Source organism: Amedibacillus sp. YH-ame10 (genome assembly GCF_053848885.1).
Window position 1 is genome coordinate 1 of sequence record NZ_JBSPFA010000036.1, and the last position, 25548, is coordinate 25548.

The 25548-nt window shown below is 33.6% G+C and carries 39 protein-coding genes; 2 read left to right on the forward strand and 37 right to left on the reverse strand.

Annotation, left to right across the window (positions count from 1 at the left end; translation table 11 throughout):
• Nucleotides 1-164: 164 nt before the first annotated feature.
• The 10 genes from epsC to ACWG42_RS12985 form a co-directional block, all read right to left on the reverse strand.
• On the reverse strand, nt 165-719 hold the full coding sequence (gene epsC / locus ACWG42_RS12940) for a serine O-acetyltransferase EpsC (RefSeq protein ID WP_455792942.1): 555 nt from the start codon (nt 717-719) through the stop codon (nt 165-167).
• Nucleotide 720: 1 nt separating this feature from the next.
• The gene (locus ACWG42_RS12945; RefSeq protein ID WP_455792943.1) at nt 721-1605 is read right to left on the reverse strand and encodes a PLP-dependent cysteine synthase family protein; all 885 of its coding nucleotides are present in this window, start codon (nt 1603-1605) and stop codon (nt 721-723) included.
• A 368-nt stretch (nt 1606-1973) separates the two neighbouring features.
• A complete protein-coding gene (locus ACWG42_RS12950; protein WP_455792945.1) occupies nt 1974-2603 on the reverse strand; it encodes a CatB-related O-acetyltransferase in 630 nt (209 codons plus the stop codon).
• 109 nt (nt 2604-2712) lie between these two features.
• Nucleotides 2713-3060: a hypothetical protein gene (locus tag ACWG42_RS12955; RefSeq protein ID WP_455792947.1), complete on the reverse strand. Its 348-nt coding sequence runs from the start codon at nt 3058-3060 to the stop codon at nt 2713-2715.
• A 56-nt stretch (nt 3061-3116) separates the two neighbouring features.
• Nucleotides 3117-3587, reverse strand: coding sequence for an N-acetyltransferase family protein (locus ACWG42_RS12960; RefSeq protein ID WP_455792949.1), 471 nt, complete (start codon nt 3585-3587; stop codon nt 3117-3119).
• 27 nt (nt 3588-3614) lie between these two features.
• Nucleotides 3615-4220, reverse strand: a complete 606-nt coding sequence (locus ACWG42_RS12965) for an alpha/beta hydrolase (RefSeq protein WP_455792950.1) — start codon at nt 4218-4220, stop codon at nt 3615-3617.
• A 178-nt stretch (nt 4221-4398) separates the two neighbouring features.
• Nucleotides 4399-4560, reverse strand: coding sequence for a hypothetical protein (locus ACWG42_RS12970; RefSeq protein ID WP_455792952.1), 162 nt, complete (start codon nt 4558-4560; stop codon nt 4399-4401).
• Nucleotides 4561-4678: 118 nt separating this feature from the next.
• Nucleotides 4679-5227, reverse strand: coding sequence for a DUF3795 domain-containing protein (locus ACWG42_RS12975; RefSeq protein WP_455792954.1), 549 nt, complete (start codon nt 5225-5227; stop codon nt 4679-4681).
• A 22-nt stretch (nt 5228-5249) separates the two neighbouring features.
• Nucleotides 5250-5711 (reverse strand): helix-turn-helix transcriptional regulator, encoded by a 462-nt coding sequence (locus tag ACWG42_RS12980; protein ID WP_455792955.1) that lies wholly within the window; start codon nt 5709-5711, stop codon nt 5250-5252.
• Nucleotides 5712-5911: 200 nt separating this feature from the next.
• On the reverse strand, nt 5912-6244 hold the full coding sequence (locus tag ACWG42_RS12985; RefSeq protein ID WP_455792957.1) for a winged helix-turn-helix transcriptional regulator: 333 nt from the start codon (nt 6242-6244) through the stop codon (nt 5912-5914).
• 125 nt (nt 6245-6369) lie between these two features.
• On the opposite strand from ACWG42_RS12985, the gene ACWG42_RS12990 reads away from it, so the two are divergent.
• Nucleotides 6370-6939 (forward strand): flavin reductase family protein, encoded by a 570-nt coding sequence (locus tag ACWG42_RS12990; protein ID WP_455792959.1) that lies wholly within the window; start codon nt 6370-6372, stop codon nt 6937-6939.
• Between the two features lie 232 nt (nt 6940-7171).
• Here ACWG42_RS12990 and ACWG42_RS12995 read toward each other — a convergent pair whose 3' ends face one another.
• From ACWG42_RS12995 to ACWG42_RS13070, 16 genes are all read right to left on the reverse strand, one after another.
• The gene (locus ACWG42_RS12995) at nt 7172-7729 is read right to left on the reverse strand and encodes a GNAT family N-acetyltransferase (RefSeq protein WP_455792961.1); all 558 of its coding nucleotides are present in this window, start codon (nt 7727-7729) and stop codon (nt 7172-7174) included.
• Nucleotides 7730-7790: 61 nt separating this feature from the next.
• Nucleotides 7791-8135, reverse strand: coding sequence for a VOC family protein (locus ACWG42_RS13000; protein ID WP_455792962.1), 345 nt, complete (start codon nt 8133-8135; stop codon nt 7791-7793).
• Between the two features lie 126 nt (nt 8136-8261).
• On the reverse strand, nt 8262-8639 hold the full coding sequence (locus tag ACWG42_RS13005) for a hypothetical protein (RefSeq protein WP_455792963.1): 378 nt from the start codon (nt 8637-8639) through the stop codon (nt 8262-8264).
• 53 nt (nt 8640-8692) lie between these two features.
• On the reverse strand, nt 8693-8833 hold the full coding sequence (locus ACWG42_RS13010) for a hypothetical protein (protein ID WP_455792965.1): 141 nt from the start codon (nt 8831-8833) through the stop codon (nt 8693-8695).
• A 46-nt stretch (nt 8834-8879) separates the two neighbouring features.
• Entirely contained in the window at nt 8880-9641 is a 762-nt protein-coding gene (locus ACWG42_RS13015; protein ID WP_455792967.1) for an MBL fold metallo-hydrolase, read from the reverse strand.
• A 76-nt stretch (nt 9642-9717) separates the two neighbouring features.
• Nucleotides 9718-10629 carry an AraC family transcriptional regulator gene (locus tag ACWG42_RS13020; protein ID WP_455792968.1) on the reverse strand — a complete coding sequence of 304 codons (912 nt, stop codon included), beginning with the start codon at nt 10627-10629 and terminating at the stop codon, nt 9718-9720.
• A gap of 448 nt (nt 10630-11077) precedes the next feature.
• Complete coding sequence (locus ACWG42_RS13025) at nt 11078-11356, reverse strand: hypothetical protein (RefSeq protein ID WP_455792970.1); 279 nt, start codon at nt 11354-11356, stop codon at nt 11078-11080.
• Nucleotides 11357-11378: 22 nt separating this feature from the next.
• Nucleotides 11379-12245 carry an alpha/beta fold hydrolase gene (locus ACWG42_RS13030; RefSeq protein WP_455792971.1) on the reverse strand — a complete coding sequence of 289 codons (867 nt, stop codon included), beginning with the start codon at nt 12243-12245 and terminating at the stop codon, nt 11379-11381.
• Nucleotides 12246-12263: 18 nt separating this feature from the next.
• The gene (locus ACWG42_RS13035; RefSeq protein WP_455792973.1) at nt 12264-12629 is read right to left on the reverse strand and encodes an ACT domain-containing protein; all 366 of its coding nucleotides are present in this window, start codon (nt 12627-12629) and stop codon (nt 12264-12266) included.
• Nucleotides 12630-12668: 39 nt separating this feature from the next.
• Entirely contained in the window at nt 12669-13367 is a 699-nt protein-coding gene (locus ACWG42_RS13040; protein ID WP_455792974.1) for an aspartate/glutamate racemase family protein, read from the reverse strand.
• 53 nt (nt 13368-13420) lie between these two features.
• Nucleotides 13421-14077 carry a phage head-tail adapter protein gene (locus tag ACWG42_RS13045; RefSeq protein ID WP_455792976.1) on the reverse strand — a complete coding sequence of 219 codons (657 nt, stop codon included), beginning with the start codon at nt 14075-14077 and terminating at the stop codon, nt 13421-13423.
• Between the two features lie 51 nt (nt 14078-14128).
• Complete coding sequence (locus tag ACWG42_RS13050; protein ID WP_455792978.1) at nt 14129-14488, reverse strand: hypothetical protein; 360 nt, start codon at nt 14486-14488, stop codon at nt 14129-14131.
• A complete protein-coding gene (locus ACWG42_RS13055; protein WP_455792980.1) occupies nt 14473-15258 on the reverse strand; it encodes a CPBP family intramembrane glutamic endopeptidase in 786 nt (261 codons plus the stop codon). Before ACWG42_RS13055 ends, ACWG42_RS13050 begins: the two co-directional genes overlap by 16 nt.
• Before the next feature lie 45 nt (nt 15259-15303).
• A complete protein-coding gene (locus tag ACWG42_RS13060) occupies nt 15304-15726 on the reverse strand; it encodes a VOC family protein (protein ID WP_455792981.1) in 423 nt (140 codons plus the stop codon).
• A 16-nt stretch (nt 15727-15742) separates the two neighbouring features.
• On the reverse strand, nt 15743-16216 hold the full coding sequence (locus ACWG42_RS13065; protein WP_455792983.1) for an ASCH domain-containing protein: 474 nt from the start codon (nt 16214-16216) through the stop codon (nt 15743-15745).
• Between the two features lie 303 nt (nt 16217-16519).
• On the reverse strand, nt 16520-16843 hold the full coding sequence (locus ACWG42_RS13070; protein ID WP_455792985.1) for a winged helix-turn-helix transcriptional regulator: 324 nt from the start codon (nt 16841-16843) through the stop codon (nt 16520-16522).
• 155 nt (nt 16844-16998) lie between these two features.
• Between ACWG42_RS13070 and ACWG42_RS13075 the strand changes: the two genes are divergently transcribed.
• Nucleotides 16999-17355 carry a cupin domain-containing protein gene (locus ACWG42_RS13075; RefSeq protein ID WP_455792987.1) on the forward strand — a complete coding sequence of 119 codons (357 nt, stop codon included), beginning with the start codon at nt 16999-17001 and terminating at the stop codon, nt 17353-17355.
• Between the two features lie 139 nt (nt 17356-17494).
• Here the strand turns inward: ACWG42_RS13075 and ACWG42_RS13080 are convergent, their stop codons facing one another.
• From ACWG42_RS13080 to ACWG42_RS13130, 11 genes are all read right to left on the reverse strand, one after another.
• On the reverse strand, nt 17495-18259 hold the full coding sequence (locus tag ACWG42_RS13080; RefSeq protein ID WP_455792988.1) for a prolipoprotein diacylglyceryl transferase: 765 nt from the start codon (nt 18257-18259) through the stop codon (nt 17495-17497).
• Between the two features lie 46 nt (nt 18260-18305).
• Entirely contained in the window at nt 18306-18743 is a 438-nt protein-coding gene (locus ACWG42_RS13085) for a hypothetical protein (RefSeq protein WP_455792989.1), read from the reverse strand.
• Nucleotides 18744-18847: 104 nt separating this feature from the next.
• Complete coding sequence (locus ACWG42_RS13090) at nt 18848-19225, reverse strand: VOC family protein (protein WP_455792990.1); 378 nt, start codon at nt 19223-19225, stop codon at nt 18848-18850.
• A 28-nt stretch (nt 19226-19253) separates the two neighbouring features.
• Nucleotides 19254-19508 carry a TfoX/Sxy family DNA transformation protein gene (locus tag ACWG42_RS13095; RefSeq protein WP_455792991.1) on the reverse strand — a complete coding sequence of 85 codons (255 nt, stop codon included), beginning with the start codon at nt 19506-19508 and terminating at the stop codon, nt 19254-19256.
• A 160-nt stretch (nt 19509-19668) separates the two neighbouring features.
• Nucleotides 19669-20772, reverse strand: coding sequence for a WD40/YVTN/BNR-like repeat-containing protein (locus ACWG42_RS13100; RefSeq protein WP_455792992.1), 1104 nt, complete (start codon nt 20770-20772; stop codon nt 19669-19671).
• Entirely contained in the window at nt 20765-21583 is an 819-nt protein-coding gene (locus ACWG42_RS13105; protein WP_455792994.1) for a tetratricopeptide repeat protein, read from the reverse strand. Before ACWG42_RS13105 ends, ACWG42_RS13100 begins: the two co-directional genes overlap by 8 nt.
• 89 nt (nt 21584-21672) lie before the next feature.
• The gene (locus ACWG42_RS13110) at nt 21673-22179 is read right to left on the reverse strand and encodes a gamma carbonic anhydrase family protein (RefSeq protein WP_455792995.1); all 507 of its coding nucleotides are present in this window, start codon (nt 22177-22179) and stop codon (nt 21673-21675) included.
• 56 nt (nt 22180-22235) lie between these two features.
• Nucleotides 22236-22427: a FeoB-associated Cys-rich membrane protein gene (locus ACWG42_RS13115; RefSeq protein WP_455792997.1), complete on the reverse strand. Its 192-nt coding sequence runs from the start codon at nt 22425-22427 to the stop codon at nt 22236-22238.
• A 46-nt stretch (nt 22428-22473) separates the two neighbouring features.
• Nucleotides 22474-24558, reverse strand: coding sequence for a ferrous iron transport protein B (feoB, locus tag ACWG42_RS13120; protein WP_455792999.1), 2085 nt, complete (start codon nt 24556-24558; stop codon nt 22474-22476).
• Entirely contained in the window at nt 24551-24790 is a 240-nt protein-coding gene (locus ACWG42_RS13125) for a FeoA family protein (RefSeq protein WP_455793000.1), read from the reverse strand. Before ACWG42_RS13125 ends, feoB begins: the two co-directional genes overlap by 8 nt.
• A gap of 195 nt (nt 24791-24985) precedes the next feature.
• A complete protein-coding gene (locus ACWG42_RS13130) occupies nt 24986-25309 on the reverse strand; it encodes a hypothetical protein (RefSeq protein WP_455793002.1) in 324 nt (107 codons plus the stop codon).
• Nucleotides 25310-25548 lie beyond the last annotated feature (239 nt).

Below are 25548 nucleotides of genomic sequence, written 5' to 3' on the forward strand. Positions count from 1 at the left end.
GCCTAGGGCTTCCTCCGGTATCTTCCTCACGGCTAGACCCTTGCCTTTAGCTAGTGGTTGGCAACTACAGACCTCCACAGTGGACTTTCACCACCTAGAAATATGCCATGCGTGGCACACATATAAAAATCCTCCTGTCTAACGAACAGGAGGATCTACTTGTTCTATTGTAGTTTTTCTTCCACATCTTGACAATGCTTTACGCGCTTATCTTTTGCGGCCAAACCAATAAATGTAGTTTCCGATGGTACATCTGTGATAACAACCGCATTCGCACCAATTTTTGCGTTGTCACCAATATAAATATTTCCAAGACATTTCGCACCCGCACCAATCATAACATGATTTCCTACGGTAGGATGTCTTTTCGCTTGTTGTTTTCCTGTTCCACCAAGAGTTACCCCATGATAGATTTGGCAATCATCACCAATAACTGCAGTTTCACCAATCACAACACCCATGCCATGATCAATTAACAAACCTCTTCCTATTTTCGCTCCTGGATGAATTTCAATTCCTGTCCAAAATCTAGCAATATTCGAATTGAATCGAGCTAAGAAGAATAAATGATGTTTATAATAGAAATGCGATACACGATGAAACGCCAATGCTTTGATATGAGGGTACAACAACAACACTTCTAATTTCGAGTGTGCCGCTGGATCATTTTCAAGCGAGCGATTTAAGTTATGATTGATATCACTTAATACACGAAACATCTTAATCAAATTCCAGCATAGAGAGATATTTCTCTCCACCATCTGGTGCAATCGTTACAATGTTTTTATCTGGATTACGCCACGCTAAGCGTCTTGCTAAAGCAATGTTTGCTCCAGATGAAATACCTACTAGTATTCCTGTTTGTTTCGCAAATGCCACTGTTTCTTTAATCGCTTCTTCACTAGATATTAACATAATATCATCGCATAATTCGCGATCAAAATTCTTTGGTATAAAGTTTGCGCCAATCCCTTGAATCTTATGTGGTCCTGCTTTTTGTCCACTTAAGATTGCGCTTGTTTCTGGTTCTCCAGCATAGCATAGAATATTGGGGTTGTGTTCTTTTAAGCGTTTCGCAACGCCACTAAAGGTTCCCCCAGTTCCAATACCAGCCACAAAGATATCTACACGATCCATTTGTTCTAAGATTTCTTTACCAGTAGACTCGTAATGCGCAAGCACATTATCAGAGTTTTCAAATTGTCCTAAACTCTTTGCATTCGCATGCTCTTTCTTATATTCTTCCATAGCATCGATTGCCCCTTGCATTCCAAGTGTCGCAGGGGTTAACACCAGCTGTGCTCCATAAGACTTCACTAGTTGACGACGTTCAACGCTCATACTTTCAGGCATAAAAATAATCACAGGGATTCCAAACACAGCACCTAACATCGATAAAGCAATTCCAGTATTTCCACTTGTTGCCTCAACAAGTACACTATTTGGTTCAATGCTTCCATTCTCCATTGCCTTTGTTAACATCCATAAGACAGCGCGATCTTTCACACTTCCTCCGGCATTAAATTTCTCAAGTTTTACATAAATATTTGTATTCTCTATATGGTATAGTGGGGTATTCCCAATCAACGTAACAGTTTGTTTCATAGTTTTCTTCCTCCTTGTCTGTTTGTTGTTTTTATTGCTTTAGCAACAACATCGACCGCGAATAAGAAAACTTCCACATTTGAAACCATTTTTATCAAACAAGTGCATTACCATAGTTTACCCTCCATTCGCTTTCTAACAGTATATTCAAAAGTGTGAAGAAAAGACATCACAAATCTTTTGTGTATTTATTATGCCATAAATTCAAACAAAAAGAAACTAATATGATTTTATTTTCTGAAAGAAAATGAAAACGCACATCCTATATATATAATTCCTAGTGAAAAGATGAGCTGATAACCCATCTTTCCTTTCTATGCTATATACTTGTTTACTTTTAAACATCACTGTATCATACAAGATCATCCCTACATTAATTCTTCAAGCCTTCCTGTTTGTATCGCATTGATGTTTTGTTGGATTCTTTCCTTTGACCAATTCCACCATTGGATATTTAATAATGTAGTAATTGTTTCTTCTGAAAACCGTTTCTTTATTTCTTTCGCAGGTACACCTCCTACAATTGTATAAGGTGGTACATCCTTTGTCACAACTGCACGTGCTGCGATGATGGCCCCATCTGCAATGTTCACCCCTGCCATAATAACTGCTTCATATCCAATCCACACATCATTCCCAATCATGATATCCCCTTTATTATCCCAAGATTGAGCAACTTCTTTTTTATCCAAATCCCATTCTTCAAAAAATAACGGAAATGGATACGTAGATAATGAGTTGCGTGTATGGTTCGCACTGTTGAATAAAAATTTGACTCCACAAGCAATAGAACAAAACTTTCCAATGATTAACTTATCCTGATTGATTGAGTAGTGATACAGCACATTGTTTTTCTCGAATTGTGTTGGATCATGCACGAAATCATTATACATTGTATAATCATCAACCATTATATTGGGATTTGTGATCACACTTTTTAAATAAACTGTTTCCATATCTCCTGTTCGGGGATATGTTTTATTATCCGAAATAGACATATACATCCTCCTAAAATATGTTATATTTTCGTTTTATGCTATTTCGGTATTTACAATACACAACCTCATAGTACCACTCCCTTTTTAATTTAATTTTTTAAAGTGTATGCTACACTACATTTTCACCTAATATAATCTTCGGCATTGTAGTTAGACAGCGATTCCAACGTTTATAAAACTTCTCTAAGCCTAATTTGCCTACTCTCGCATGGGCTTCTTCATTTTCCAATACCCAATATAAAACATAAGTAACCTTACCTACATTTCTTGTAAGACGAATAGGCAACTCCCCTTCTTTTACTGCATTAAAATCCTTTTGTCTATGCGTACGTTTTATATAATGTACATCAATGACACCTTCTTGGCTTAGATAAAATTCCGCTACTTCTTTCATCAACGCCTCGATTTCTTCTAATTTCGTTAATTTTGCTTCATAAATACATATTTCATTGAACATAAAATACCTCCACAGTTTTCATCTACATACTTCATCAAAAATACATTAACTAAATATCACTCTTTGTTTACACAGCCGTTAAAATCATATACCATTATATACTCTTGTTCATTTTCATCCCCTATTTCAAAGCCAAGATTACGATACAACTTAAGCGCATAGTTATCTTTTTGAACTGAGAGTGATGCCTTTTGATAACCTTTTGATTGTAAATACTCTAACATTTTTTTCATTAAAGCCGTGCCAATTCCTTTTCCTCGATATTGTGGATAGATGGATATTGCGAATTCGGGAACTAAAGTGTTCATACAGCGTACCCAAACTGCCCCAACAATTTTATCATCTACTTCTGCGACAAAACAATGATCATCCTTTTCTTTACCAAAATTGTTAATGTACCTCCATAATGAAGGCTCTTGAATGATTGTTCTCGGTGCTAAATGATGTATATCTCTTTGAAAAATCGCTTCATATAAAAAATCTGTCAATAACATAACTTCATTGTTTTCTATCCTTCTAATATTCATCTTTATACCTCTACATTGTCTACTTAATCAAGATGTACTGATTGCTTTTATCATCCAATCATCTAAGAAATCAAGTTGTTCCTTGGTATGAAACCAATGCTCTCCATCTTTCATTATTGTGAGATTGACGCTATGACCCTTCACAAAGTCCTCCACTGTCTTTTGTGAAACAAGGTGATCCTTCTCTGCATAAAGAATTTCCGTAGGAATATTCCATGCAATCGGATTTGCTCGTACAAATGTTAAATACTCCCATGATAACGTTTCACCAAAATCCGTTTGAATTTCGCCTTTTTCACATAGCTCTTTTTCATTCCTATTAGCCCATGAAAGCATATCCAGAATAAGGGTTTCCATATCCAATATAGGAGATATAAACAAAGCTTTCTGTATGTGTTTTCCTTGTAACGCTAACATGGAAAAATAAGCACCTATGCTATTGGCAATAAGATAAACTTCATCGTACTTCTTAATCAAGTTCTCATATTCTAACAGAATCTTATCTTTAACTACCCAAGGCAAAGACTCCTTATAATCTACTCCGATGATATCAAACCCTCTACAGTTTTTCTTATATTGTTCTGCTTCCAAACAATTACCACCTTGACCATGAATATATAGAATTGCCTTCATTTAGTACCACTCCTATCAAATTATCTTCATAAATTTATTTTATTTCTCTCCTACTGAGAATTCTCATATATATTCAATGAATCAAATCGAACGATGATTATATTCTCTCTTTTCCATATTGATCATAAATATCCGCATTCCACATAGCGTGTTCTCCTTCTAACATTTTAATCTACTCTTATTTAACCATATTTATAAATCCAGGTATACACCCTAATAACACTCCAACGATTAAACCAAGTGCTACCATATCTAATAATACCCCTCCCATAAACCCTACAATTAACCCCCATACTAATGTATCTGAAACATTACTGTTTTTCCTTTGCTTATCTTTCATATTTTATTTCCTCCATAAATAGCCTACAACGTTCCCCAAGGGAACAGTCAATAGTTATTTAATAGAAAATACTCATTTAGAACCTTTATGTTATAGAATAAGTTTTTTATCACCTATATCAAATGGCTTTCTTTTTCCTTAGTTTAAAATCAATATCGATTTCTTTTGACTTTTCCATAAATGCTTCGTACATAAATTTACATTTGTCTGTATCACTCCAAGTTGCAAAGTCTTTATTTGTAGTCACATTGTTCATCAACAATTTCAATACAGGAAGTTCCAATAAATTCACCGCAACACAATAGAATGTCTTTTTCCGCCCATCATTATAGTTACCAAGTAAGACGTTTAGAATCTCGCGTTTCTCCATTTGCTCACTGTTGTATGTATCGATTCCAATCGTTTTCGCTTTTTCTAAATGTTCTTTTTGTTTTCGATGCGAAATAAAAGAATCAAATTCATCGATACCTTCATATTTTTTACATGGATATTCCTTGCATTCATAGCAATACTCTATTTTTTCATGTTCTAAACTACACTTTGCAATTTTACATGATTGATTATGATTTCCACATCCAAGACAATGTTTGCTCAAAAACATCGGACATAAATTACAATTCAAGCCGCAAAGTGAAAATAACTGATTTCCTCTTACAAAGTCTTTCATACACATACCTCTATGTTTTTGATTACATATTTCCAAAATATTTATAAGCAGACATGATTCCTAACAATATACAAAGTATACCACAAATACACCATGATTTTTCAAATCGATATGACCATCTCTTAAAACACATGCAGGCAAAGCCAAATAAAGAAATCGCAAGAAAAGCTCTCCAAGCACGATTTCCATTTATTAAAGACAACATCATAAAAACTTGAGAAATTGCTGAGATACCTTCCAACGCAAAGCTTTGTGCTTCCATTTTTTCTTTTTTATTTCTATATAAATCATCCTCTGAAATGAGTTCATCTAAACTCGTATGTAGTTCTATTGCTAATTTTTTTGCGATAAATATATCTGGAGTTCTCGTTCCTTTTTCCCAACGACAAACACTTTGTCTTGAAACAAACAATTTATCCGCGATATCTTGTTGTGTTAGATTTTCCTTTTCTCGTAGTTCTTTTATTTTATTGTTGAATGACATACTGTAATTCCTCCTTCATATGTACAAAGGATATAATATCTCTACCTATTATAAAAGTGATTATTTGGAATTGCATTGTTTCCATATTGGTAACAACGAATATACCTCTATTTTTAGTCAAACGCATAATTATTAAAACCATTATCTTTTACTTTCGAATTCGTAAATTAAATATCTAATTATAATACTACATGATAGTCCTATTCTCTATTGTTTTCTCCCCAAACGCACAATTGATCCAAAACAGTCATTAAAGATTTTCCTCGATCACTTAGACTATATTCAACCTTTGGAGGAATTTGAGGGTATTCTTTTCTGATAATGAGTTTATCTGATTCAAGTTCCTTCAAATTTAAACTAAGTGTTTTGTCTGTCACTGTTTTAAGATATCGTTTTAACTCATTGAATCGTACAACTTCAAACTCCATTAAGCAGTAAAGGATTACCATCTTGTGTTTCCCTGATATGATTGATAACGTATAGCTAAATCCTGAATCTTTGAAATTTGCATCCGCAATATAATTTTTTATCATTTTACACTTTCCTTTTAGATAGTACCTATCTAATAAGACGGTACTTGTACTCTTTCTATTGCATGTTAAAATTATATATAAGAACAAGAACTCTGTCAATTTACAGAAGAAAAGAGGATAAGACAATGAGAAGAAAACTCGATATCACAGAAGGTATTTTTCCAATGCCAGTGTTAATGGTGGCAACTTACAATGAAGATGGTAGTGTGAATGTCATGAATGCTGCATGGGGTACTATGCAGGAAAGAGGTATTGTTGCGTTGAATTTAACAGAGTCTCATAAGACAGTAAAAAACATCAAAGCTAGAGGAGCGTTTACAGTGAGCATTGCGGATGTTAATCATGTGGTTGAAGCAGATTATTTTGGCGTTGAGTCTGGAAACAGAGTTTCAAATAAATTCGAAAACAGTGGACTTACCGCGCTTAAATCAGAGATACTAGACGCTCCTATTATTAATGAATTTCCACTTTGCTTGGAGTGTGAATTTATAGAATATCAAGATGGAAAATATGGGTGTGGTGTTATTGGTAAAGTGGTGAATGTAACAGCTGATGAAAGCGTAATGGATGGAGACAAGGTTAATATGACCTCAGTAAACGCAATTGCTTTTGATCCGTATACACATGGCTACTATAAAGTAAGCGAAAGAGTGGGTGAAGCCTTCAAAGATGGTTTACAACTCAAAAAGAAATAAACCATGTGCAAGGTCTCTTTGAAATGAGGGACCTTGTCGTTTCAAGGAAACACAGCAGTAGAGTTGATGTATTATTTTTACTCGCAAAATAACAATGAGTAAAACTACAACAATCAACCTCTTCCGTATGTGTTTTTTTTCATCTTCTAGTATTTTATAAGTATCCTTTTGTGGAAATAAAAACACTAGAGCAAACCTCTAGTGCATTACACTTAGATAAATCTAAATTTATTTAGTTCTTTTTATATGTGTATACATCAACAGATACAAGTTCTTGACCGCCCCAATTTTTTTCTTGTGCAGTATAGTCCTCTTTTACAAATCCATTATTTAATAATACTTTAGATGAATACAAATTTTCTGGCATTACAAACGCTTTAAGTGTTGTAATACCAATCTCATTTATTAAATATTCCACCATCAACTTTAAAGCATTTGATGCGATTTTTTTATTCCAATAATCCTCGTTTAATCGATAACCTACTGTTATTTCGTTTGTTCTCTTTTTGTAGTCAAACATTTCTGCTAAACCTACAAGATTATTAGGATCATCTTTCAAATATATTCCTGCAATTATTTGCTTTTTCTTCTCAAAATCTCTTCCGCCAATATTTCTGATTATGGTCTGTAATGTTTTATTGCTCTTCTTATATAAAAATAGTGGTACATACTTGTATATATTGTCATTATGACTAATCTTAGATAATGCTACAACATCACTTGCATCCAATTTTTTTATAATCACTTTTTCATTTTCTAAATATGGAAATACATCAAATAATTCTGCCATAATAACCTCCACAAATTATAAATTTTTGCCTATATCTATTTCACAAATTGAGAATAGTATATTAAACGAACTCAGCGATTACTATTTCGTTTCCATCGATATCATGTAAGCGAACTTCATAAGTTCCCCAATCATATCTGATGGCATCAGGCAACACAACACCTTTCTTCTTCAAACGCTCCATCGTTATATCAAGATTATCTGTTTGAAAAACAAATGATTGATATCCAGTTGGCTGTGCATCAAATACATTATAATCCCATATGCAAAGAGTAGGTGCATGTTCTGTAAAGCCTAGATAAACTCCATTGTATTCATCTACATCTGTCTTGATAAACGGTATTTCTAATACATCTCTATAGAACTGAATAAGTTCTTTTGCATGCTTGGAAAAATATTTGTACAATAATAACCTGTTATCATCTTCTTACCTCCACAACATTTCATATGATCGTTAAATATTTTAAAACCTATCTCTACAAACTGAAGTTTGAAGAATTTGTGTTATGCATACGTTCTTTAGTCAGTACACTCATATTGCTCTTGTATCATCACATTCCACATTTTCATATTGAATATTAACCAGTTCAACATCTTCCATAGACTTTAGATTACAAGTTCCCTTGGCAGTAACAGTGATTCTCAATAATTGACTTTTTTTACACCATGCAGACAAAATAGAATTGATAGTAAAGGTCACGATGTTGTGAGTATTTTCTTGTGTTATAGTTTGAATTTCAATTTCACTATCAAAATCTTCCAAACAATCAATACGGTTGATTAAAGAACCCAAGTCATCGATATAGTGTATTTCACTTAACATCCTAGGTAAATTTTCTATTTTTTCTAAATATTTTGATGCTAAGTTCCACACAGGTTCTTCAACATCATCTTTGGTTAATTGTTCCAAAATCTAGTTCCTCCCATTATATAAAAGTATATTCACTACAGCTTCAAACTTCTTCATGCTTGTGGAATCATGTTCTTTAAAACCGTTTCTTCATCAGCATACCATTTACTCCAATCGTCTTGATGCTCTGTTAACAAAATGGGAAATAACTGCCATAATTCTTCCAAACACATTGTAGATAAATCCTTGCCCATAACGAACCTCCAGAAATGGAATTACGTAATCGTTTGTTTCTTTTCTTTATAATGATATACCCCAGTCACCAAAGTTATATATACCACTACCATGATGGAGCTTTCCATCTATGTTAAGAGATTCTAATTCTTCTTTTATACGGTGTAAAATCTCAGGTTGTATATCTAATGAATGATGTCCTGGGAATACTCTTTTTGTAGGTAACGCTAAAATCCTCTTTAATGAAACAAGATATTCTTGTGGGTTAGTCGATGGATAATTGGCAAACAAAGTATCTTTATATACTAAATCACCAGTGAATAAGTAGCCTGTATTCCTCTCCCAAAAACATAAGTGTCCAGGAGCATGTCCTGGTGTATGCAGGACTTCAATTTGACGATTGCCTAGATTGATTATATCACAATCACTTATTATTTTAGTTGGAATACCTTGAAAAATTTCATAGCTGTTTATATCAAAACCAGATGGTAAATCACAGCGATTGATAACCATTCCTTTTACTACTTCCTTTGGTAATGGAAACTTTCCATTTAACCAATCTACTTCATCTCTGTGAACATAAAAGTCAGGAAAATACTTCAATCCTCCTATATGATCCCAATGAATATGTGTGGCAACTGCTGTAATAGGTTTATCAGTAAGTTTGCACACTTCCTCATATATGTTCGAGATTCCAAGCCCTGTATCAATCAGTAAACTTCTCTCATTTCCTATTAACAAATAACAATGGGTTTCTTCCCAATGTCGATACTCACTAATGATATATGTGAACGCATCTACCTGATCTACTGTGAACCAATCATCCATTGTCCATTTCTCCCTTCAGTGCCTCATTTACAACCTCTTATCAAGATATTTCTAATTGTAAGTCATTTCCATTTCTTTATTCTACAAAAATCGGCATAACCCATATTTCCATTTTTGTAGTACTTTCTACACGACTTTCATATCGTTCCACAGAAAATGGTTTTGTTGTTAATGTATGCTTTGGTAACCATGTATTAAATAAGTAACCCTGTGCCTTATAGAGTGCATCCATAACCAAACTTTCAAAGTTCTCTGCTTCAAAGGTACAGACAATATATTCTCCCATTGGTAATTCCCAGTAGTCGTATTCACAAGCATCACCATTAGAAATTGCTTCTCCACCAACAAAATAATGAAAGTATCCCTCTTCTTCACAAGGATATGCGACACCAATTTCATCCCCATCTACTGACAAACGATTCATAAAAGCTTTCTTTTCATGAAATGTTTCCCAAAGTGTATATAAAGGATCTACCCCGGATTCAATTCCAAGTCCTGCTACAAATGAAACAGGTAATTTTGTCTTCAATCCAACAAAGTGCTCTGGTACAGTTAGTTGTTTTCTTGTGATTTCTAGAATAATCCCATCACTTACAAGTGGTACATTTTCATCAACCAGTGTATAGTTCAAAGAGAGTTCTGGCTTATTCATTTTATTAAATGTGACAGGTGTCTTAGAATATTCCTCTGGAGTTATACCAAATGTTTCTTTAAATGTGCGAGAAAAGTGTTCGTGTGAAGCGAACCCTAAATCCAATGCTACATCTAAAATTCGCTTATTCTTTTGTAGTAAGGCTTCTGTTGCTCTTGCCATTCGACGTAATTTGATATATTCAATTACTGGTTTTTTCACCAATCGTGTAAAGAGTCTTTGATAGTAAAAGATCGATAATGCTGCTAATTTTGCTAAATCTTCAATTTTGATTTCTTCAGAAAGATGTTCCTCAATATAGTCTACTGTTTGTTGTATTTGTTCCCATGCGTGCATAATAAGCACCTCCTCTTCTATAGGATATCATGGGAGATACCACGCTCGCTTGTCTGACAATGCCCTTTTTTGATAAGGATGTAATCAGACTTTACCTCCAAATTAATTTACAACTAAAGTTGAATAATATTACGCCATGTCATTAGCATGTTTTTATAAAATTATTGAAAAATAAATTTACGCTAGAAATACTGTCAATATGTAATATTTGTAGCGTTTGCTATTTTATTTCCAACACCCATATAAGCATCACCTAAATATTAGTTACATCAGTTTTATTTATGTTCTTATTTCCATTTACTAGCAGTTTCAAAATGTTACAGATAAATTGCATACCTTGTTACTTTCCTTTATTTTTCTCCAAAAAATAGTTCACAGTACCCTTATGAGTATTTTATCAAAGATTTATCTTCTCAAAGCATACTCCTACTTGTCTATAAGTAGGACTCTATCTTTCTTTTCGCTTCCATAGCGGTATACTATTTATCAAAATGGAAGCTATCGTACAAAACCATAAAACTCTATATACGGATGGAGTTACATCAGATAAAGCACCCCAATCCTCATTCATAACCCATTTTGCATCGGCAGTATAGAAATCACATAAAACCAATGAAGTAGTCGATAAACTAACGAAACTAAGCCATATTACAGCTTTCTTTCGAACATATAAAACAACATTTAACAACCCTGTCACAATTGAAACAATACCAAATACTATCCACATATAATTTCCTCCATTCTGAATTTCAATCGTTAATAAATTTCAGAACTTTTGTATTGATAACTTCTGATTTACTAACACCTAGTAAGTGCGATACATCTTCTATAACATATAATTCTAAATTAGGTATTAGGCGTTTTGCACGTGCGGATGCCTTTTTAATTGAAAATGCAAATTCATTCTCTCCAAACATTACAAGAACTGGCATTGTGATATTTTGTAAATGCTCCTTCTTCAACCATTTTGGGAAGCTTGCATTTGCGTTCATATTCATTACTGATAAAGTAAATTGCTGAATGATACTATCTGGAAGTGGCTCTTCTTTTCCACTGCCCCAACCAATATAGTTTTCTACGTTTTCTCTTGTTGGATGAAATCCCATCTTCATAATTTTAAAGAAGAAGGAAAAATGCATCTTAGCAAAGGTTTGTACTGGACTAAGAAGAATCAATTTATTCACCTTCTCTGGATAATATCCAGCATAATTCGCTGCATTCCAACCTCCTATTGAAAGCCCGCAAAGATATACTATATCTAGTCCTAAACCATGCAAAGTTTCATCAAGCCATTTTGCATTATCATACGGCGTTTTCATTTTATTTGTTAAAATACTTTTTGAAGACTCTCCTATTAAATCGATTGCGTATACACGAAAGTATGTACTCCAAAACGGAAGATTCTTATACCATATAGGAGAACCACAACTAGAGGCATGTAACAATACTAAGGGTGGAAGATTCTCATCCCCACAACATAGAACATGACTATCCCCATAAGTAGTAGCTACATATAGTTCACTTACAGGAACACAAATTAACTTCAAGGATTCCTCATAAGCACTAAAGTATTCTATTTGATTTTCTATTGTTTTAAAGTTTAACCCTTTTTTCATTTTCATCTCCCATTAGCATCATATAATTTGATATCCTGCATGCATTAGTACTTCTATCGCTTTTTCAAAATTTTCTTGTTTCGTCAAAATATAATCTGTACGGTATGTAGAAATTACGAATATGCCTATATGATGATCTGCCAATAAAGTGGATAATTTGGATAACACACCAATCATCGAAAAATCCAAGGTTCCTTGTATTCGAAATGCTTTCCATCCATCATCGCGTGCAATTGTATTTTCAGGTACCTTCTCGCTTATACAAACCAAAGAATTTTCTTCATCTGTTTTCGCAATAAAACAAAATTCTTCTTCCAAATTCACCTGTGAATAATCACAGACTTTACATACCGTAAAATCAAACTCTATTCGTTTTATTTCCATATATTATCCTCCATCTCAATACGAACCTATTTTATATCCTTAGGCATTATCATCCAGTGCAAGTTTAACAGCACTCTTAGCGTGAATCAAGGTTGTATCAAATACAGGAATGGATACATCTGTTGGATGAATTAGAAGACCTATTTCAGTACATCCTAAAATGATACCTTCTGCACCCTCTTGTTTCAACTTATCAATTATTATCTTGAACTTCTCTCGTGAGCCATCATTAACTTCACCTAAACAAAGCTCTTTGAAGATAGTATTGTTAATGCTTTCGATATCTTCTTCATTAGGTATTAGGACATTGATCCCTTTGTCAACAAGTTTTTGTTTATAAAACTCTTCTGTCATTGTATATTTCGTTCCCAACAACCCAACTCTATGAATATTTTGTTGAATAAGTTCTTCTGCAGTAGCATCTGCAATATGAATTAGTGGAACTTGAATCATAGATGCAATTTGAGGAGCTACTTTATGCATTGTATTGGTACAAATTAAAATAAAATCTGCACTAGCACCTTCCAAACTCTGTGCAGCATTGCCAAGAATTCGAGCGCTTTTCTCCCATTCTCCTTTTGCCTGACATTTTTCAATTTCATCAAATTCTACACTATAGAGTAAAATTTTTGCACTATGAAGTCCACCCAATCTCTTCTTTACTTCTTCATTTATAATTCGATAATAGGAAACCGTACTTTCCCAACTCATACCACCAATCAATCCAATTGTTTTCATATAAACTCCTCCATTTCCCTATCCTACGTACTACATTCAAGCATTTAGATTTCTTAATGATGCAATTTATTCTTAATACGTAAACAAGCATCTACATGCATTATCCAATGTCTTGAAAAAGGCATTTGTATCAATCCCTTAATGTTCTTATTACACCAATAATCAATTAACCAAGCCGCATGTTCAGAAGTACTTACAACTCTCAAGGATGTTAAGTACGCTTTCTTTTCTTCTGCTATGTCTTTCTTTAAATCCTTATAAGATAGGCTCTTTAATATTTCTTCAATGCTTGTTTTTACTTCTAGCATATATGTATATAGTTCTTCTATGTTTAATTGCTTAGTGAATTCTCTAATTTCTTCTTTTTTAAATTCATTCCCTGTTGTAATGATAGGTGAACCAATACGCTCTTGATACTTGTTTTTAAAGAAGATTTGTTCTTCATTTGCAATTAGCGAGTGAGCCACAATATCTTCTATACGAGCAATATGCCAAATGGAATAGGCAATATTCTTGGAATGGTATCCATTCGCATGGATACATGGTAATGCATCAAAATCATCCCGACTCATATCATCTTTCATCGCAAGTAAAACATCCATCATTTTCTTACGTAAAGCAATCAATGTAGCAATACCTTCTTTATAAGTAGTCTCTTTCTTTAACTGTGTTTGCATATCTTTATTTGCTTGTGACCATTCCTTATTCATAGATTCCCCTCCATTATTTATCGTTATTTCTTAATACGAAATTCAATATAGCTATGCATTTGTCTTCATACTTTTTTGAAGTTTAACACTCAAGACAATTGCGACAATACTAGAACAGATGATTCCTATAATAAATAAAACTAGACTGCTGAATACACTAGATTGTACTACATATAGCAATAAGGAACCTTCTATAAACAGAAACAACAAGATTAGAAAAACTTTTACAACATTTGTATCCTTCTTCCAATATTGTTCTTTGTTGGCATCACTTAAAGATGAATAAAAGTCATATCCGTTATCCCATTCACGTACATTCTTATTCTTTGAATTTCTTACTTTTAAAAGAATGTAACATACAATCAAGTATACAATGTTCACAACAACCGCAATCATTAATTTTTCTTGCATAAGTCTACCTCCGAGATTTTTAGTATACAATTTTTCTTTTTGATAAAACTAAACACGAGTACACATATAAATTCTATAAAAACCATTACTGCATAAGGAAGTAAATTTCCTTGATTATCAATAGGATTGATAAGCCATATATGAATCCATAAATTCCATGAAAAATGGTACGTCATTGCGGATAGTATATTCCCTTTTGTAAAATACATCAAGTAGCTATAAATGTAACTTTCTATAATACAACTCACTAGAAACAACAAGATAGGAATCTGCAATTCATCTTGTATATAATAATGATAATGCCACAAACACCAAATGATGCCTATCAAGAATGGCACTATTTTCTCTGGAATACCAATCTTCTTAAACAATGGTTGTAAATACCCTCTCCAACCTATTTCTTCCGCAACTAGTGCCCACAGTATAATTATGAATTGTACTGTGGAAATACTACCTATTACAAAGTCAACTTGTAACCAAACACAAGCTATATATTTCGCAAGTAACATCGTTATACATGCGAAAGCCATCGGAAACAAACATGCAAACACCAAATGTTGTTTATGAAATATGTTCTTAAAAAAAGATGTGCTCTCTTTGTTCAAACAAAGTAAGATCAATGCTGCAATAGTAGGAGAAGCTGCTTGAATTCCATACATAATAAAACGAAGGATTTCATTTCTTATCATGGATTGCATCAAAACAGATAAAAAAGGAAGAAGAAATGCAAGAATTAAAAATAAGACAATATTCTTATTATCTTTCTTCATTACATTCCTCCTCCCTTTTGCATTATCTTTATTATATAACAAAATCTAAGAAATCTCAGCGATTTCAAGAGTATTTCCATCAGGATCCTTAATATTGAAGTACCAATATGGTAGATGCACATTGACATACATAAGCGGTGAAACTTCACCGATATGTAATGACTTCACACGTTCATATTCTAATTTTAAATCTTCAACTTCAAAATTTAAAATCACAACGTTATTTTTCTTTTCAACATCCTCTTTGTAAAAGTCTTCTATATATGCTTGATTAAAGCAATCATTGTTCGCATCCTTTAATAATCCCTCATCATATTTCTTATTATACAATGAGATTGAATTTCCGCACGCAAAACTAACCCAACGATCATCATTTTTATAAAGTGATTCTTCTTGTAATAGTTTCGTATAGAAGTCCAAAGACTTTTCCATATCTTCCACACATATATACGTCGTTCCTAATTTCATGTCTTCTCTCCTTTAGCTAACATAATCCATCATCATTATCCTGTACATATACAACTTCAAAATCCTCAAAGATGACTGGCATATCTTCACTAAACTCATATCCTAATTCTTTCCCCTCTGCGATGAAGAATCTTCGATGTCCTATTTGCCATGATTCTAAAGTCTCATCTTCCCCTTCGCGTTTGCAAATCTCATAGGTTATCTTATGAAATGGTATTATCATGATATTGGTTGTTTCAATTACACAGCGAGGATTTCCATCCCAATCAGTTATAATACTAAAATCACCTATTTTTGGCATTTCACAGTCCGTTTTCTCATATACAAATAAACTACTGGCAGTTGCCTTCTTTTTTCCAGTTAGTACTAAATCTAGTAAATGATTTGCGGCTTCCTTTCGCAAATCAAAATGAAAGCTTTCTAAAAACCGTAAAGACTTATCACGATTTGTATTTCTTAAAAATTCATTCCAGAATTCTTCTATGTTCATACATATTCTCCCTTCCCTCTGTTACTTATGGAATACATACCTTCTATTGCATACTTATTTATTCAATTCCCTAAACTGTACTAGTATAAGAATATCTTCGAATCATTGTTCGTTATCCACACCAAAAATGATAGGAATGAACTTCAATGTAACTCCATTTGATTGGATATTACGAATGATTTCTTTTGTATAATCATGAATTGGTAAATTCAATATTTGATCTCTTCTCTTTTCTGGGAAATTAAAAGAAATTTTGAAAAACACATTCCAAATAGAAATTCAAAACAATAGTAATTATGAATATCATTGAATGGATTTGTAATAATATCCAAATTCCTCCATCGATTTTAATACATCCATAAATCGCTCACCCAATTCCGTCATCCCATACTCGACTTTTGGTGGATTCGTTTTGTAATCTTTTCTATATACAAGACCATCATCGCTCAATTGTCTTAAACTATCTGTAAGTACTTTTTGGGATATGCCATCCAAAGATTTTTGAAGTTCATTAAATCTCCAAGGACGTTTCATTAAATTCCTTATGATAAGCAACTTCCATTTGCTTCCAACCAAAGAAATAGTCGTCGCAATTGGACATTCTGGTAAATCCTCTTTTCTTTTCATAATAGATTTCCCTCCTATTTCAACCATTATATCACGCATTACATAAATAATACACAGTTACAAAAAGGTGCGTACTATAATATAGTTACGTTGCCATGTATACTTCATATAGGAAAGACACTTCGTCTTTTACAAATAAATAGGAGGACAAAACTATGTCAAATACAAAAAAAGTAAATATTGGAAATGAAGGAAGATTGGAATTGCATGATGCATTGGCTTTAACTGGAGCAGAAGTTAGTATCAATAGTTTACCCGCAGGAGGGTGTGTTCCATTTGTACACTATCATAAAAACAATGAAGAAATCTATGGCATTCTTTCAGGAAAAGGCAAAGCTATGATTGATGGAGAAGAAACAAACTTAGTAGCTGGTGACTGGATAAAAATATCACCCTCATCAAAACGTCAATTTTTCGCAGATCAACATTCACCAATTACATTTGTTTGTATCCAAGCAAAAGAAAACTCTTTAGATGCATTCACTATGAGCGATGCTGTAGTCGTTGAATAACTTTTATAAGCTCAATATTCATGAAAGACCAAAGAACTGATTCTCTGGTCTTTTTGCTTTTTAAGTAGTACTTTATACTTTATAAATCATACGAACAGTCCCTGTTGGAACCTTATTACTAAGCTTTATTCAATTAGAGCTAGTTGTCTTTCTTCATTTTTTTCTTTGTTAATGTGATAAAAAATCCAATTCCTATTAAGAAAATAAAAACAGAAATAAATTGTGAGGTGGAAAGGGCTCCTACATTACCACGAATCAAATCTCCTCTAAATAATTCTATAATAAAACGCCCAACGCTATATAACATTAAATATAGTGCTGCTACTTGTCCATCTTCTTTTTTACGTTTGTCATACATAATCAAAACAAAGAAGAGTACAAAATCAAAGACAGATGATATCAACTGCGTTGGTATGAGTGCTGTACCACTTGGTGCCAAAGAGTCCACTGGAAAAACTACACCAATTCCACTTGTTGTTTCCATACCATAACAACATCCTGCCATAAAACATCCGATTCTACCAAACCCTTGTGCTAATGCTAACGATGGAATTGCTAAATCTAGAATTTGTAGAAAGGGCATTTTTTTCCTTTTACAATATACATATCCACCCAATACTCCACCAATAATACCTCCATATACAACATAACCATCACTTAAATTAAAGATAATACTAGGATCTTTCATAACTTGGTTTATTTCAGTAATACAATATAATATTCTTGAACCTAAAAATCCACTTAATAGTACAAAGAAAAACAGGTTATCAATAGTATCTATATTGATATTTCTTTTCTTTGTTCTTTTCATCATCACTACATAAGCAGCAATGATTCCTATTGCTATAAAAGCACCATAGGAATGTACGGTAATACTTCCAATCGAAAATAAATCGTTATACATAAGACCCCTCCAATTATTGATTTTCTATAGAACTTGTAACTATTATCTATCTCTCTGACATATATTTCTTTATGTCATCAACTGATAACTTTCGTACTTGAGTATTTTCAAACTCTTTGTATTCATCGACAGTAAAAACAGGTAGTAAAGATTCACATTTCTTATCTTTATTTTTCTTAAGATATAATTCAAGTTCATCTTTATTTACGAAAATCTTATAAGACAATCTACCATTTTCACTTTTTACTTCATAAATACCACATGATGTTTTCATAGTATAATCAGCTGTTCGTAAATAAAGCTTCGCTATTTCCAATGACTTAAAAGGAAAGTTCCATCGCTGTAATCCACGTTTAGGATCATGTTCAATACAAATACATCGTCCACATGTTCCACATATGTACTGGGTATGCTTTTCTAAACACTCCAAAGGATGAAGTAATGGAGTTATTCTGTTTTCATCTACATAACACTCTTCACACATATCTTGTGAACCTCCTTACATTTTCATTAACTATAAATTGTTCATCATAAGTCTCCTTTATACAACTATAGCCATTCTCTAATTCAAGAATCTCTTGAATATCGTCATGTACTAAAATACCATGTATATCCAAACTTATCTAGTACTTCTGCTCCTCCATCATTTTCATGTGGAGGTGGATGTGGCATGAATCTTTGTATAAATTTACCACCCTTCGCAAGTTTTTCAGATATTTCCTCGATTGCTTCTCGTGATGGTAATACAACACAGATTGCCATACCAGAGATTACAACCTTTTCCTTTACATCCGTTCCCATAATACAACCTTCATATTTGCTAAAGGTTACACTAGCATGCATAATAGGTTCTTTCGGATCATTGTTTAAGTGTACAAAGACCGTTTTACCTCCACCAAATGCATCTGCGTAAAAATGAAATGCTTCTTCACAATTCCCTTGAAATGTTACATATGGAGTTACCATAATAAAATCCTCCTTTTGTGTAAGATAGTCACTTTAAACTATCACTGAATTGTTTTAAATCTGACTTTACTTCCTCAGAAAGTTTATCATAGTCTACGTTATCAATAGCTCCTTGTAAAACATACAAATGAACTAAACATACATTTGGATATCGCTCTTTCAATTGCATAAACACTTCTTTACTTCCTAGTCTTATCAAATCTTTCGATGAACGTATGCCTATAGAAAGAAGTTTTATTTTCATTTCTTTTCCAATATTTCGCATATGATCTAGGGCTTCCATAAGACGCCTTCTTTCATTGCAATTCATCGTATTCAACAAACGGACCTTTTAATGATTATCACAAATAAATATAGAAATATTATATCATTTAATTGTAATGAATTATATGGAAAGTTCTTTGATAATATTTGCTTGTATTTAGATGATTTGTTTAGGATTGTTAAGATTCACGTGTCCAAGTAAGTCCTTGATCACTAGATGTAAAGATGACTTCTTTTTCGTAGATATCTATACCTACCATTTGTAGGCTACCATCTTTCATTGTTGGAGCTTTTAATTGATTGATATTTTCTAAGTTATCTATCTTGATCGCTTCATACGTACTTCCTTGATCAATACTTCGAAAGATATCACCATACTCATAATAAGTTACAAACAATAAAGAATCATTGATATAAGATGTATCATATATGAGGTTAATATCTTTTACTAGATTGGAAGGTTTGCTTTGGAAGGTGTTTCCTCCATCCTCACTATGATAAAACATTACATCTTGATTGATTTTATCTGCCATGAAAAAATATGGTTGTTGGTTCTCTTTCATACCAGCTTTAAACCAAACGGCATCAAATGCGGCAATCTTAGGATCAAAGGTTTGCCATGTATCTCCTGCATCTGTGGAATATTGATAATAGAGCCAGCCCTTATAGTTTACAGAGTAGAAATAGGAGAATTCATCCGATAAATAGTAGCTATCATCACTTAATCGTAAGTCTTTGTTGCGATAGGTTGCGGAAGATGTTTCAATTCCAGTATCTTTCCAATGTTTACCATAGTCGAATGTTACCGCAATCGTACTGTTCTTTTCAAGAGAGATACCCGTTTTAGTTTTGATGAGATCTTCTTTCTCTAAGAGCTTCTTTTCTGCTTCCTCTTGTTTCTTCAGGGATTCTTTTGCGGCATCTTGTAGAGAATTAGCATCTGCATATGCGTTATCTTTTGTGAAATCAAAGGATAACGTAACTGTATGAAAGTCTTCACTTACATAAGAAATCATGAGAAAGTTATCGCCTACCCATGTCGCATCTTTCATCTTACGATAACCATCTTCTAAGGTTTGTGTTTTCATGACTTTTCCATTTTTCCATAGCTTCATACGATAGGAATCATCCTCTTCATAAATAACGAGTTTGTTTGTTTTATTGTTGGAAATGCTTTCGTATACTTGTTTATTCGAAAAGAAGAAATAATTGCATAGGAAACAAAGAAAGAGTTGTACTACAATGAAGATAATAAAAAGTACACGTGTTTTAAATTCATTCATGAACTTCACCCTCCCCAAGAATTACATCGTTGTGTAAGAGTAGAAAATCCCCTGAAATATTTGAAATCATGTTACGATAAGGAAGCGCAATATCTGTGCGTCCTTCTTTCTCTAGTACGTTTATGATTCTACGATACTTCCATAATTTTGTAGCTGTATAGTCTTCTCTTGCGCTTTGTAGGATTGGTAATAGTTCTTGTACATCCATTTCGTTTTTCTTATATTTTATGGATGCTTCTAGGATTTGTAGTTCGATTGCGACAGATTTCATAACGGACATTTTAAGGAAACGTTCTTTTTTAGGAAAGGATAAAACTTGTTGAAGATATGCTTCGGCCTGTGTAAGATTTCCCTCCTCCATATACATCATACTTTCGTATATTTTCATTTGAAATTTATGTAACTCGGTTAGTTTTTGAACAGAGAGTTTCTGATAAATTTCATGTGCCTTTTCAAAGTCACCATAATAACGATAAGCGTTCGCTATTAAGAATTCGATACTTTTTTCTTTATTTTTCCATAGGTTCTTAGATTGTGCAAGGAATGTTTGCATTTCTTCTATATAAGGGAGTGCCACACATTGATTTAGCATAGCTATCGTACGATCATTACATGCTTTACTAAAATACTTGTACATAAAAATATAACAAAAGATAATCCCCATCACTTCTAACAACAACATCACAAAAATACTAAAGAACAAGCTATTGTGCATGGTTCTCAAGGCAAAAAATACAAGAAATCCTCCTATATAAACAATTAGACAGCTACTCCAAAATAGCCTCATTATTTTCTTATTGATTTCTATCATACAATACCTCCTTTTTTTTCTTTATTATACAGGATGCATAGAAGAATGAATATTCGTTTATTGTGAATTTTTGTTAAGAAAAAGAAGGATTACTCCTCCTTGTACTCTTTTCCTAACTCGGCATAATGTTGTGCATTGTTAAGGATATCTTGAACTTGTTCTGGTGTAGTTTGTTTTACTACTTTTCCAGGACAGCCAACAACTACACTATTCTCTGGGATGATTTGATGTTCACGAATCAAAGCACCAGCCCCTATGATACTATGTTTGCCTATATATGCGCCATTCAATACAATGGCTCCCATACCAATCAAACATTCTTCTTCAATATATGCACCATGAATGATAGCATTATGTCCTATGGTGACACGATCTTCGATGATTAATTTATGTCCTGTATCTGTATGTAAAGTACAATTATCTTGTATGTTAGTATAAGCTCCGATTCTAATTTCATCACTATCCCCACGTATCACTGTGTGAAACCAAATGGAAGAATCCTCTTGTACTTGGACATCTCCAATGATACTTGCGTTTTCCGCAACAAAGCAGGAACTCGCAATCGTTGGATATTTCTTTTTATATTGTTTTATCATATGTAGCACCTCCTCTATAGTATACCATATATGTAAATAAAGAGGCATGCGCCTCTTTAGGGTTTGTTGGAATCTGGATGGTCCTTCTTATATTCTTCAAATAAGTTTCCATACACGGAACAAGAAGAACAACTATCATGACATCCAGCACATCCAGAGTTCTTACCATTTTTATTTCGCGTGAAATAAAAGATAAGAGCGAGAATTCCAATGAGTACTGCGATTACTACGATATCTATAAGATTCATACCATCACATCCTATCTATGTATATGCATCCATTTTGTTTGAGTGACTAAAGAAATAAAGAACCAATTTGATACACAAGCAATGCGACAACATAAGCAGTCCCTGTTTGATAAAGAACGGTAAACAATGCTTCTTTCATTGAACCTAGTTCCCGTTTTGTGGCTGCGAATGCCGCAATACATGGCATATATAATACGGTGAAGCATAGATATGCAAATGCGGATACTGGTGTAAAGATACTTTGTAGAGCTACATTTAATCCAGCATCACTGCTAGCATTTGTTAATACACTTAATGTGGACACAACGCTTTCCTTGGCAGTAATTCCAGTTACTAACGCTGTAGAAGCACGCCAATCTTCAAATCCTAATGGCTTGAAGATGTGTGATAGCCAAGTTCCCAACTGAGCAAGTATGGAATCTGATGAATTTGCGACCATTTGGAAAGAGAAATCAAAGCTTTGTAAGAACCATATAATAATAGAAGCTACAAAGATGATAGTAAAGGCACGTTTTAAGAAATCCTTTGCCTTTTCCCACATATGCATGATAACACTTGGTGTACTAGGAATACGATACGTTGGTAACTCCAATACAAACGGTACTGGATCTCCTTTAAAGAGGGTGCTCTTTAGTAGGAGTGCAGATATGATTGCGACTAAGATTCCAATGATATATACACTGATTAAGATCAGAGCTGTATGGTTTGGAAAAAAGGCTGCCGTTATCATACCATAAATAGGAAGTTTAGCACTGCATGACATAAATGGTGTTACGACAATTGTCATTTTACGATCTCTTTGGGAACTTAGCGTACGTGCAGACATGATTGCTGGAACACTACATCCAAAACCGATTAACATGGGCACAAAGCTTTTTCCAGATAGACCAATCTTACGAAGGGCTTTATCCATAACGAACGCAACTCTTGCCATATATCCACTATCTTCCAATAGAGATAGAAAGAAAAACAATACAAGAATCACTGGTAAAAAAGACAAGACACTTCCAATTCCATTGCATATACCATCGATGATTAACGCATGAAGCCAAGAAGATACTTGGATGGAAGTTAAGAATGCAGATAATCCATCGGTTAGATTTGCGATTAGGGTTTCCATACCCCCTTGTAAAGTACCACCAATTGGTCCAAAGGTTAAATAGAAGATACATAACATAATGAGAATAAAGATTGGGATCCCTAAATATTTATGAGTCAGAAAATAATCAATTTTCTCACTTCGAATTCTTCCCTTTGTTTCTCCTTGTTTGAAGACACATTGTGAAATTAGTTCTTCGATATAGGAATAGCGCATGTCTGCTAATGCAGCTTCACGATCGGTATCTAAAGCATGCTCCATACTGGACACAATCTTTTCAATGATATCAATATCATCCTGATGTAAAGATAACGTCTTTAGCATGGGTTCATCACCCTCTACCAATTTTGTTGCGACAAAGCGTAGTGGATACCCAACGTTTTCCGCATGATCTTCTACAATATGGGCAATCGCATGAATCGCGCGATGGACTTCCCCTGTACAAAAATCAAGATCTGGCATACGTAAGCGTTCTTTATGTTCATTTTTCAAAAGGGGGACTTGTTCCTTTTGAAGACGTTGTGCTTTGCGTTCTTCACTGTTGCGAATTTGACGTTTCACAACGTTTACTAAATTTGTAATACCTTCGTTCTTACTTGCTGATATAGGAACGACTGGGATATGTAGACGCTGTGATAACGCCTCTACATCAATACGATTCCCACTGGATTCGACTTCATCCATCATATTCAACGCAATGACCATAGGTGTTTCTAATTCCATTAACTGTAAGCTTAAATATAAATTACGTTCAATATTTGTCGCATCGACTATATTGATTAAAAGATCTGGTTGATCTTTTAAGATAAAATCACGTGTAACTACTTCTTCACTTGTGTATGGAGATAACGAATAAATACCTGGTAAATCTACTAGGGTTGCTTCTTTGAAGTTTTTTACTCTTCCCTCTTTTTTTTCTACGGTGACTCCAGGAAAATTACCAACGTGTTGATTACTTCCTGTCAAACGATTGAACAAGGTTGTTTTCCCACTGTTTTGATTTCCTGCTAATGCAATCAGTACCTTATCCATGTGCCACCTCTTCTTCTAATTCAATTTTAGCCGCATCTTCTAATCGAAGGGTTAGTAAATATCCTCTTAAATTCAATTCCATAGGATCTCCCATAGGTGCAATCTTATTTACTGTAATTCTTGTCTTTGGAGTAAGTCCCATATCTAAAAGGCGACGACGCAATGCGCCTTCTCCTCCAACACTTTTTATGTAACCGCTACTTCCTGGTTGTATTTTATCTAATGTGGTCATAGAAACCTCCCCATATGTTAACCTTATCTAATTTTTCAAATATATACTACCACACTTTACATGAAAGTCAATCATCTATTACTATTTATCCTATGTAATTCTTGAATTTTTATCAATTACTTTCTCAGAAATTGAAAAAGACCCATATAAAGGGATATGAGTCTTTTGCTTACCATAAGAAGAGATATTTAGATATTAGTCTTCGTCGTGGTGATTACATCCACATTCGTTTCTTCTATGACAACCACAATTGTTTTCTTCTTCACGACAGCGGCATTCTTTCATACAAGAACGATATTGCATACGGCAACGGTCTTCACATGTTGGGCATGGTTTTGGACATGGTCTTGGGCAAGGTCTTGGACATCCACAACGGTTTTCTTCTCTGTGACAACCGCAGCTTGGACGGAATGTGTTCGCACAAGCGCAACGATTACGATTGCATCCACAACCTTCGTTATTTACCATGATTCTTTCACCATCACGCTGACATCCACAATTACATCTTCCATTGTTCATTATGAATCTTCCTCCTTTTAATTGAGATATTTTCCTCATCTCAATCCACTATATGCAGTGCCTAGAGAATCCTCATAGGCGTATTACAATGGTTCATGAAAATTCATCCGCTTTTGTACAAAAAAATTAGTTAATAAAAGTCAATATAAAATTGAATAAATTAATCATTATGAAAGTTCCGCGACAAAAACACCGATTTCTTATCGGTTTTTTGAAAAAATATGATATAGTAATTATGT

Excerpts from the sequence above, each read along its gene's own strand:
- ACWG42_RS12945 (WP_455792943.1), bottom strand. The coding sequence starts at position 1,605 with ATGAAACAAACTGTTACGTTGATTGGGAATACCCCACTATACCATATA.
- ACWG42_RS12960 (WP_455792949.1), bottom strand. The coding sequence starts at position 3,587 with ATGAATATTAGAAGGATAGAAAACAATGAAGTTATGTTATTGACAGAT.
- ACWG42_RS13095 (WP_455792991.1), bottom strand. The coding sequence starts at position 19,508 with ATGGAAGCCCTAGATCATATGCGAAATATTGGAAAAGAAATGAAAATA.
- ACWG42_RS13115 (WP_455792997.1), bottom strand. The coding sequence starts at position 22,427 with ATGAATCTTATAGATATCGTAGTAATCGCAGTACTCATTGGAATTCTC.
- ACWG42_RS12995 (WP_455792961.1), bottom strand. The coding sequence starts at position 7,729 with ATGGCAGAATTATTTGATGTATTTCCATATTTAGAAAATGAAAAAGTG.
- ACWG42_RS13090 (WP_455792990.1), bottom strand. The coding sequence starts at position 19,225 with ATGGTAACTCCATATGTAACATTTCAAGGGAATTGTGAAGAAGCATTT.
- ACWG42_RS13045 (WP_455792976.1), bottom strand. The coding sequence starts at position 14,077 with ATGAATAAGGAATGGTCACAAGCAAATAAAGATATGCAAACACAGTTA.
- ACWG42_RS13100 (WP_455792992.1), bottom strand. The coding sequence starts at position 20,772 with ATGAATGAATTTAAAACACGTGTACTTTTTATTATCTTCATTGTAGTA.
- ACWG42_RS12975 (WP_455792954.1), bottom strand. The coding sequence starts at position 5,227 with ATGAAAGACTTTGTAAGAGGAAATCAGTTATTTTCACTTTGCGGCTTG.
- feoB (WP_455792999.1), bottom strand. The coding sequence starts at position 24,558 with ATGGATAAGGTACTGATTGCATTAGCAGGAAATCAAAACAGTGGGAAA.
- ACWG42_RS12985 (WP_455792957.1), bottom strand. The coding sequence starts at position 6,244 with ATGATAAAAAATTATATTGCGGATGCAAATTTCAAAGATTCAGGATTT.
- ACWG42_RS13125 (WP_455793000.1), bottom strand. The coding sequence starts at position 24,790 with ATGACCACATTAGATAAAATACAACCAGGAAGTAGCGGTTACATAAAA.
- ACWG42_RS12980 (WP_455792955.1), bottom strand. The coding sequence starts at position 5,711 with ATGTCATTCAACAATAAAATAAAAGAACTACGAGAAAAGGAAAATCTA.
- ACWG42_RS12990 (WP_455792959.1), top strand. The coding sequence starts at position 6,370 with ATGAGAAGAAAACTCGATATCACAGAAGGTATTTTTCCAATGCCAGTG.
- ACWG42_RS13110 (WP_455792995.1), bottom strand. The coding sequence starts at position 22,179 with ATGATAAAACAATATAAAAAGAAATATCCAACGATTGCGAGTTCCTGC.
- ACWG42_RS13050 (WP_455792978.1), bottom strand. The coding sequence starts at position 14,488 with ATGCAAGAAAAATTAATGATTGCGGTTGTTGTGAACATTGTATACTTG.
- ACWG42_RS13130 (WP_455793002.1), bottom strand. The coding sequence starts at position 25,309 with ATGAACAATGGAAGATGTAATTGTGGATGTCAGCGTGATGGTGAAAGA.
- ACWG42_RS13040 (WP_455792974.1), bottom strand. The coding sequence starts at position 13,367 with ATGAAAACAATTGGATTGATTGGTGGTATGAGTTGGGAAAGTACGGTT.
- ACWG42_RS13075 (WP_455792987.1), top strand. The coding sequence starts at position 16,999 with ATGTCAAATACAAAAAAAGTAAATATTGGAAATGAAGGAAGATTGGAA.
- ACWG42_RS13025 (WP_455792970.1), bottom strand. The coding sequence starts at position 11,356 with ATGTGGATAGTATTTGGTATTGTTTCAATTGTGACAGGGTTGTTAAAT.
- ACWG42_RS13065 (WP_455792983.1), bottom strand. The coding sequence starts at position 16,216 with ATGAACATAGAAGAATTCTGGAATGAATTTTTAAGAAATACAAATCGT.
- ACWG42_RS12950 (WP_455792945.1), bottom strand. The coding sequence starts at position 2,603 with ATGTCTATTTCGGATAATAAAACATATCCCCGAACAGGAGATATGGAA.
- ACWG42_RS12955 (WP_455792947.1), bottom strand. The coding sequence starts at position 3,060 with ATGTTCAATGAAATATGTATTTATGAAGCAAAATTAACGAAATTAGAA.
- ACWG42_RS12970 (WP_455792952.1), bottom strand. The coding sequence starts at position 4,560 with ATGAAAGATAAGCAAAGGAAAAACAGTAATGTTTCAGATACATTAGTA.
- ACWG42_RS13015 (WP_455792967.1), bottom strand. The coding sequence starts at position 9,641 with ATGGATGATTGGTTCACAGTAGATCAGGTAGATGCGTTCACATATATC.
- ACWG42_RS13020 (WP_455792968.1), bottom strand. The coding sequence starts at position 10,629 with ATGCACGCATGGGAACAAATACAACAAACAGTAGACTATATTGAGGAA.
- ACWG42_RS13035 (WP_455792973.1), bottom strand. The coding sequence starts at position 12,629 with ATGGAAATAAAACGAATAGAGTTTGATTTTACGGTATGTAAAGTCTGT.
- ACWG42_RS12965 (WP_455792950.1), bottom strand. The coding sequence starts at position 4,220 with ATGAAGGCAATTCTATATATTCATGGTCAAGGTGGTAATTGTTTGGAA.
- ACWG42_RS13105 (WP_455792994.1), bottom strand. The coding sequence starts at position 21,583 with ATGATAGAAATCAATAAGAAAATAATGAGGCTATTTTGGAGTAGCTGT.
- ACWG42_RS13085 (WP_455792989.1), bottom strand. The coding sequence starts at position 18,743 with ATGTGTGAAGAGTGTTATGTAGATGAAAACAGAATAACTCCATTACTT.
- ACWG42_RS13080 (WP_455792988.1), bottom strand. The coding sequence starts at position 18,259 with ATGTATAACGATTTATTTTCGATTGGAAGTATTACCGTACATTCCTAT.
- ACWG42_RS13030 (WP_455792971.1), bottom strand. The coding sequence starts at position 12,245 with ATGAAAAAAGGGTTAAACTTTAAAACAATAGAAAATCAAATAGAATAC.
- ACWG42_RS13060 (WP_455792981.1), bottom strand. The coding sequence starts at position 15,726 with ATGAAATTAGGAACGACGTATATATGTGTGGAAGATATGGAAAAGTCT.
- epsC (WP_455792942.1), bottom strand. The coding sequence starts at position 719 with ATGTTTCGTGTATTAAGTGATATCAATCATAACTTAAATCGCTCGCTT.
- ACWG42_RS13070 (WP_455792985.1), bottom strand. The coding sequence starts at position 16,843 with ATGAAAAGAAAAGAGGATTTACCAGAATGTCCAATTGCGACGACTATT.
- ACWG42_RS13010 (WP_455792965.1), bottom strand. The coding sequence starts at position 8,833 with ATGGGCAAGGATTTATCTACAATGTGTTTGGAAGAATTATGGCAGTTA.
- ACWG42_RS13055 (WP_455792980.1), bottom strand. The coding sequence starts at position 15,258 with ATGAAGAAAGATAATAAGAATATTGTCTTATTTTTAATTCTTGCATTT.